8 protein-coding genes are annotated in these 5,919 nt (G+C 61.4%); 4 read left to right on the forward strand and 4 right to left on the reverse strand.

Annotated features, from left to right (window positions below):
* Nucleotides 1–695: LLM class flavin-dependent oxidoreductase (locus HX846_RS10245; protein ID WP_178965339.1), on the forward strand; the 695-nt coding region annotated here is incomplete at its 5' end.
* 262 nt (nucleotides 696–957) lie between these two features.
* On the opposite strand, the gene HX846_RS10250 is transcribed toward HX846_RS10245, so the two are convergent.
* The 3 genes from HX846_RS10250 to HX846_RS10260 form a co-directional block, all read right to left on the reverse strand.
* Nucleotides 958–1,479: a hypothetical protein gene (locus HX846_RS10250; protein ID WP_043225000.1), complete on the reverse strand. Its 522-nt coding sequence runs from the start codon at nucleotides 1,477–1,479 to the stop codon at nucleotides 958–960.
* A 61-nt stretch (nucleotides 1,480–1,540) separates the two neighbouring features.
* Complete coding sequence (locus HX846_RS10255) at nucleotides 1,541–2,179, reverse strand: helix-turn-helix domain-containing protein (RefSeq protein ID WP_008436005.1); 639 nt, start codon at nucleotides 2,177–2,179, stop codon at nucleotides 1,541–1,543.
* Between the two features lie 4 nt (nucleotides 2,180–2,183).
* Nucleotides 2,184–2,342 carry a hypothetical protein gene (locus HX846_RS10260; RefSeq protein ID WP_003219684.1) on the reverse strand — a complete coding sequence of 53 codons (159 nt, stop codon included), beginning with the start codon at nucleotides 2,340–2,342 and terminating at the stop codon, nucleotides 2,184–2,186.
* Nucleotides 2,343–2,558: 216 nt separating this feature from the next.
* On the opposite strand from HX846_RS10260, the gene HX846_RS10265 reads away from it, so the two are divergent.
* Nucleotides 2,559–4,706, forward strand: coding sequence for a TonB-dependent receptor domain-containing protein (locus HX846_RS10265; RefSeq protein ID WP_178965340.1), 2,148 nt, complete (start codon nucleotides 2,559–2,561; stop codon nucleotides 4,704–4,706).
* A gap of 51 nt (nucleotides 4,707–4,757) precedes the next feature.
* Here the strand turns inward: HX846_RS10265 and HX846_RS10270 are convergent, their stop codons facing one another.
* Nucleotides 4,758–5,069, reverse strand: coding sequence for a hypothetical protein (locus HX846_RS10270; RefSeq protein WP_102605590.1), 312 nt, complete (start codon nucleotides 5,067–5,069; stop codon nucleotides 4,758–4,760).
* 174 nt (nucleotides 5,070–5,243) lie between these two features.
* Here HX846_RS10270 and HX846_RS10275 point away from each other — a divergent pair, with 174 nt between their 5' ends.
* A complete protein-coding gene (locus tag HX846_RS10275; RefSeq protein ID WP_102605591.1) occupies nucleotides 5,244–5,789 on the forward strand; it encodes a sigma-70 family RNA polymerase sigma factor in 546 nt (181 codons plus the stop codon).
* Nucleotides 5,786–5,919 (forward strand): FecR/PupR family sigma factor regulator (locus HX846_RS10280; RefSeq protein ID WP_178965341.1); only part of this gene is annotated, 134 nt, incomplete at its 3' end. The genes HX846_RS10275 and HX846_RS10280, both read left to right, overlap by 4 nt.

Here is a 5,919-nt window from a genome sequence, read left to right on the forward strand (position 1 = left end):
CGGTGCAGGGCTGGCCGGTGATCGTGCAGGCCGGCGCCTCGGAGCCCGGCCGGCAATTGGCGGCAGAAACCGCCGAGGTGATCTTCGTGGCGCCCGGCACGCTCGAGGAAGGGCGTAAATTCTATGCCGATATCAAGCGCCGGATGCTGGCGGTGGGGCGGCATCCCGACCATCTGAAGATCTTGCCCGGGGCGTTTGTGGTGGTCGGCGATACGCTGGAAGATGCGCGGCGGATTCGTGCGCATCTCGACAGCCTGGTGCATTACGAAAGTGCGATTGCCTCGCTGTCGATCGCGCTGGGTACCGACGCGACGAAGTTTGATCCCGACCAATACCTCCCGGCGATTCCCCAAACCAACGCCAGCCAGAGCTCCCGCGAACGGGTACTGGCGCTGGCTGATCGCGAACAGTTGACGGTGCGCCAATTGGCCCAGCGTCTTGGCGGTTATGCAGGTCTCTCGTTTGTCGGCACCGCCCACAGTATTGCCGACGAGATGCAGCAGTGGCTGGAAGAAGAGGGCAGCGATGGCTTCAACATCATGTTCCCGTGGCTGCCGGGCGGGCTCGATGACTTTGTGGCCAGGGTGGTGCCCGAGTTGCAGGGGCGCGGGATCTTCCGGCGCGAGTACGAAGGCTCTACCCTGCGGGAAAACCTCGGACTGCCGCGTCCGGCGAACCGCTTCTTCGCCGAATGAGCGGGTATTTCTACCGTGGTTAGATCGTTTATTTCCTTCTGATTGGGGGCCATTCCCCAATCGCATATCCATCGCGCCGGTTTGGCCCTGATAGCGGAGCCGGCCGGCGTGATCACGCCAAAGCATCTGTCATCGCGGAATTATCCGCTGCCGCGCCCCGGGAAATCCCCATGCAGCGTCTATTCCTGCTGCTGGGCCAGCGTCTTGCGCCGTTGTGCGGCCTCTCTAGAATCGGCCCCAGAACTTACTCATTTCCTGTCGATTACGGAGTTTCGAAGATGATGAACGCCATGCAGATGCCAATGAACAACGCGATGCCGATGATGCCGATGATGGGCATGCCGATGATGATGGCAACCATGACCTGCAAGATGACCGACGAGGCCATGATGTGCACCATGAAGCCGGCCGCGGGCATGGACATGGCGATGTTCAAGAATAACGCCGAAATGATGGCGATGATGATGAACTGCGGCATGCCGATGATGATGCAGTGCGCCAACATGTCGATGATGTGCATGTCTGAAGACGGCATGGCGATGATGAACAGCATGTCGACCATGAACATGCCGATGATGATGCCGATGGGCATGCCTATGCCGATGATGAAGTGCGTCATGGAATGCAAGATGGAAGCCGACTGCATGACCTGCAAGATGATGCCAATGCCTGGCATGAGCATGGACATGATGAACAACTGCTGCATGCTGATGATGAAGATGATGAACGACTGCGCCATGCCGATGATGATGAGCTGCAACGGCATGCCGATGATGTGCTGCACCTGCTGATTGGTTTGGCGTGAAATCTAAAAAGCCCCGGCGAGTGCCGGGGCTTTTTGCGTTTCAGTCCAGGCGTTCCGGGTAGGTGATCACCAGGAACGCCACCGCCTCACTGTCTGCGGGGTTGCGATAGCGGTGGGGCTGGTCGGCGTAGAACAAAATCGAGTCACCGGTAGACAGCAGGTAGCGTTCCTCGTTGACGCTGACTTCCAGCACGCCCTGGGCCACCACCAGGTTTTCCTGGATCCCGGGCCCGTGACCTTCTGAAATTTCCTCGCCGAGGGCCTTCAGGCGTATCTCGTAGAACTCCGACTGGCGCGCCATATCGTAGGGAAACAGCGCCCGGCTGATGAAGCTGCCATCGGCACTCACCAGGCGTTTGCTCTGTTGCGCCGGCAGCAGCTCAACCCCTTCGAACGCTCGATTTTCCAGGAACGCCGCCACCGACACTTTCAAGCCTTTGGCGATCTTGCACAGCACCTTGATCGACGGCACGCTGCGCCCGGACTCGATCTGCGCGAGCATCGCCCGGCTTACGCCGCAGTTGCGCGCCAGGGCATCCAGCGACAGGTAGCGTTTACTGCGCAGGCGCTGCAAGTTCTGCGCGACGCACTGGCCGATGGCGTCATCGTCGCCGCTGTTGCAGTCCTTGGGTTTGGTGGGGAGGTCGGGCACTTCGGGTATCGCGTGCAGGAAATTCATCGCCTCACGCCCGGCGGGTATCGCTGGACGTGGTGACGTGTGCGGTAAACAGCGCGACCCCGGCCCGTGCCGCATACATCGCCCACATCAGTTCAGCCGCTGCGCGAGCCTGGCGGCGTTTGCGGTGGAGGGTGAAATCGATGACGGTGGCGGATGTTTGCATGACGTAAATCTCTGGGGACTCAATGGCTCTACAGTAATCGGTGCCGCTTATTTCCATAAATACTGAGTTTGCATTTGGTAATTCTATTTTGGACTTAACACCAATGGGGGCCTGTGCGTTCATCAATGGTGACCCGCCGCGCTTCACGGGCTTCCCACCACAGACCTTGTGCCGGACCGAGCCCGTCGCAAAAACGAATTCCAAGGATTTACCCCCATGCCCCCCGCGTTTCCGTTCACCTCCCGAAAAGCCTGGCCCTTGCTGGGCTTTGGCGCCGCCCTGAGCTTCAGCCCGGTTTCCCAGGCTGACGACACATTGCAACTGGCACCCGTCGAAGTCAGCAGCGCCGAACTCAGCGTCGACGAACTGGCCCAGGCCCAGCTCAAGAGCGTGCCCGGCGCCACCAACTACATCGACATGGGCAGCGTCGATCAGGGACGGGTGAGCACCAACGAGGACGTGTTCAAGTACCAGGCCGGTGTTTATGCCAAGGCGGCAAACAACGAAGGGGTGAAGCTTTCGATCCGTGGCTCGGGTATCAACCGGGGCCCGGGCGCCCACGCTTCCGGCCTGTATGAAACCTTCGACGGCCTGCCACTGACCGGCCCGGGTGGCACTCCCTACGAACTCAAGGACCCGTTGTGGCTCAGCCACGTTGAAGTGCTGCGTGGCGCCAACGGTTTTGACCAGGGCGCATTGGCCCTGGGTGGGGCAGTCAATTACGTGACCCACACCGGCTACGACGCGCCCAGGCTGCAAGTACGCTACGAAGCCGGCAGCCATGGCTACGGCCAGCGAGAGATCAGCTCGGGCCAGGTGCTGGGGGATGCCGACTACTACATCAGCCTCACCGACTCGCAATACGACGGTTTCCAGAACCACAGCGCCGGCAGCGGCAAGGGCATCGCGGCCAACTTCGGCTACCGCTTCAACCCCGACCTGGAAACCCGCTTCTACTTTCGCTACCGCGAAACCGACAACGATTCCCCCGGCAAACTGACCCGCGACCAGATCAGCCACGACCCGCGCGCCGCCGCCAGCCTCAACGTGGCGCGAGACTCGAAACGCACGCAACCGGGCTCGACCTGGATCGCCAACAAAACCACCCTGCACCTGGACGACAACGCCCGGGTCGAGGTCGGGCTGGCGTATCACGATTATCCGATGGACCTGCGCGAGGGCACCAACCGTCTCAAGGTTGCCTACACCGACGTCAGCGGCACCCTGAATTACATCCGCCAGGACACATTGTTCGGGCGTGACAGCAAGACCACCCTCGGCCTGCGCACCACCCAGGCGATGCCGAACAACGGCGGCTCGGAGTTCGTGCGGATCCCCACCGGCAATACGGCGGGCTACGCGCCCGGCACCAGGACCCGCGACTACAGCTACCTGGGTTCGGACAGCGTGCTGCATATCGGCAATGACCTGGAACTGCTGCCGGACCTGTGGCTGACCACCGGGCTGGCGGCGATCTACACCCGTCGTGAAACCGAAGTCAGCTACCCGCAGACCCACACACCCGTCAGCCAGCACGATTGGGATTACGCACCAAGGGTTGGCCTGCGCTACGACTTCAGCCCCCAATTGCAGGTGTACGGCAACCTGAGTCGCTCGGTGGAACCGCCCCATGCGTGGTCGATGATCTGGGGTTCCAACAAGTACTTCCCCGTGGGCAGCGGCCCGGCCAGCGGTTTGCAACGTGAAGGCGTGAAGCTGAAAAACCAGACCGCCACCACCCTGGAAGTCGGCGGTCGCGGTGAAGCGTGGTTCGGCCAGTGGGACCTGGCGCTGTACCGCTCCGAGGTGCGCCACGAACTGCTCAGCGTCGAAACCCAGGCCGCGACGTCCACCACGTCCGCAATAATCGCCGAATCCAACGCCAGCCCAACCGTGCACCAAGGCCTGGAGCTGAGCCTGATCAGCCCGCTGTGGGACGGGGGCCGCACGGGCCAGCTCGCCCTGCGCCAGGCCTACACCTACAGCGACTTCCACTACCGCAACGACGACCGCTTCGGCGACAACACCTTGCCCGGCATCCCCAGGCACTACTACCAGGCGCAATTGCGCTACAGCCACCCTAGCGGTTTCTACACCAGCCTCAATGGCGAACATTCATCGCGGGTCGCGGTGGACTACGCCAACTCCTACTACGCGGCGGCCTACACACTGCTCGGCGCGACGCTCGGGTACGACGCGCCGAAGCACGACTGGCAAGCCTGGGTCGACCTGCGCAACCTGACCAACCGGCGTTACGCGAACACGGTCACGCCGGGTTATGACGACAAGGGGCTGGATGTGGCGCGGTCGACGCCGGGGGATGGCATGGGGGTTTACACCGGGGTTTCCTGGAGCTGGCGTTAATCCGTAAAGTGTTTGATGTTCGCAGTGGGTGATTGCGGGCAAAGGGCACGTTCAGCGAACGAAGGCTGCATGCACCAGGCGCTGCAGCTGCGTTCGCTCCCACAGGCTCATCAGATCGAGCGGATTGGTGCCGTAACGTTGCCAGGTGTCCAGTGAACCTTGCCTGTTATCCGGTGCAATACAGCGCAGGCAGCACTCCAGAGCCGTCCCGCAGGTTGACAGCGTGACCTGCCAGCCGTCGATGTCGACAACCATTTGCTCGTCGCTGGAGCTGACGGGTTTCAGCGTTCGAACCTCTAATGCCACGTCCTTGAGCAGTTGATAGGCCTCGCGGGTGGAGACCGTGTTGGCGAAGGTTGTCATGCGTGATGTCCTTGTATGAGTCGCAGAAGTGTCGCGTGCGCACTGGTCGCTTTCAAGGTGCGCACAGCAAGTCGCAGATTCATTGCAACCCATCACTCCATCCTTGCTCCCCCTTCGTTTTACTGTCATCGTTCGCGCAATTGGTAATCTTTCTTGTTTGAGAAATTTTTGCGCATGCATGACTTTCCTGTAGCTGATGGTGATACAACCCGTCGCCAGCAGACCATCACCACCCTCTACAGCGACCATCATTCCTGGTTGCACGGTTGGCTGCGCAAGAAACTCGGCTGCTCGCAACATGCCGCCGACCTGGCCCACGACGCGTTTATCCGCATCCTGCTGCTGGCCGACCCCCATACCATCAAGGAACCCCGCGCCTTCCTGGCCACCACGGCGGGGCGCTTGATGATCGATGGCGCGCGTCGGCGGCGCATCGAAAAGGCCTACATGGAAGCCCTGGCGATCCAGAGCGAAGATGCCGGCATGCCGGACCCGGCGGCGATTCATGTGGCACTGCAGGCCCTGGAACGCATTGCCGAAATGCTCATCGGCCTGCCCGCCAAGGCCCGCGAGGCATTCCTGCTCAGTCGCCTCGACGGGCTGACCTACAGCGAAATCGCCGAACAACTGCAGGTGTCTTCCAGCACCGTGAAGAACTACATCTCCAGTGCGTTGGTGCATTGCTATCACACCCTGCACGGGGCGGACCCGCTGTCGTGAGTTCCGAGCAGATCATCAGTGAAGCCGCCCGCTGGCTGACGTTGTTGCACGACGACCACGTGACCGAGGCCGACCGCGCGGCCTTCGAGAAATGGTGCCAGGCCGATCCACGGCATGCCGTCGCCATCGA

Origin of the sequence: Pseudomonas sp. K5002 (genome assembly GCF_013386655.1) — a bacterium.
Taxonomy (GTDB): Bacteria; Pseudomonadota; Gammaproteobacteria; order Pseudomonadales; family Pseudomonadaceae; genus Aquipseudomonas.

Excerpts from the sequence above, each read along its gene's own strand:
- HX846_RS10255 (WP_008436005.1), bottom strand. The coding sequence starts at position 2,179 with ATGAATTTCCTGCACGCGATACCCGAAGTGCCCGACCTCCCCACCAAA.
- HX846_RS10260 (WP_003219684.1), bottom strand. The coding sequence starts at position 2,342 with ATGCAAACATCCGCCACCGTCATCGATTTCACCCTCCACCGCAAACGC.
- HX846_RS10265 (WP_178965340.1), top strand. The coding sequence starts at position 2,559 with ATGCCCCCCGCGTTTCCGTTCACCTCCCGAAAAGCCTGGCCCTTGCTG.
- HX846_RS10270 (WP_102605590.1), bottom strand. The coding sequence starts at position 5,069 with ATGACAACCTTCGCCAACACGGTCTCCACCCGCGAGGCCTATCAACTG.
- HX846_RS10275 (WP_102605591.1), top strand. The coding sequence starts at position 5,244 with ATGCATGACTTTCCTGTAGCTGATGGTGATACAACCCGTCGCCAGCAG.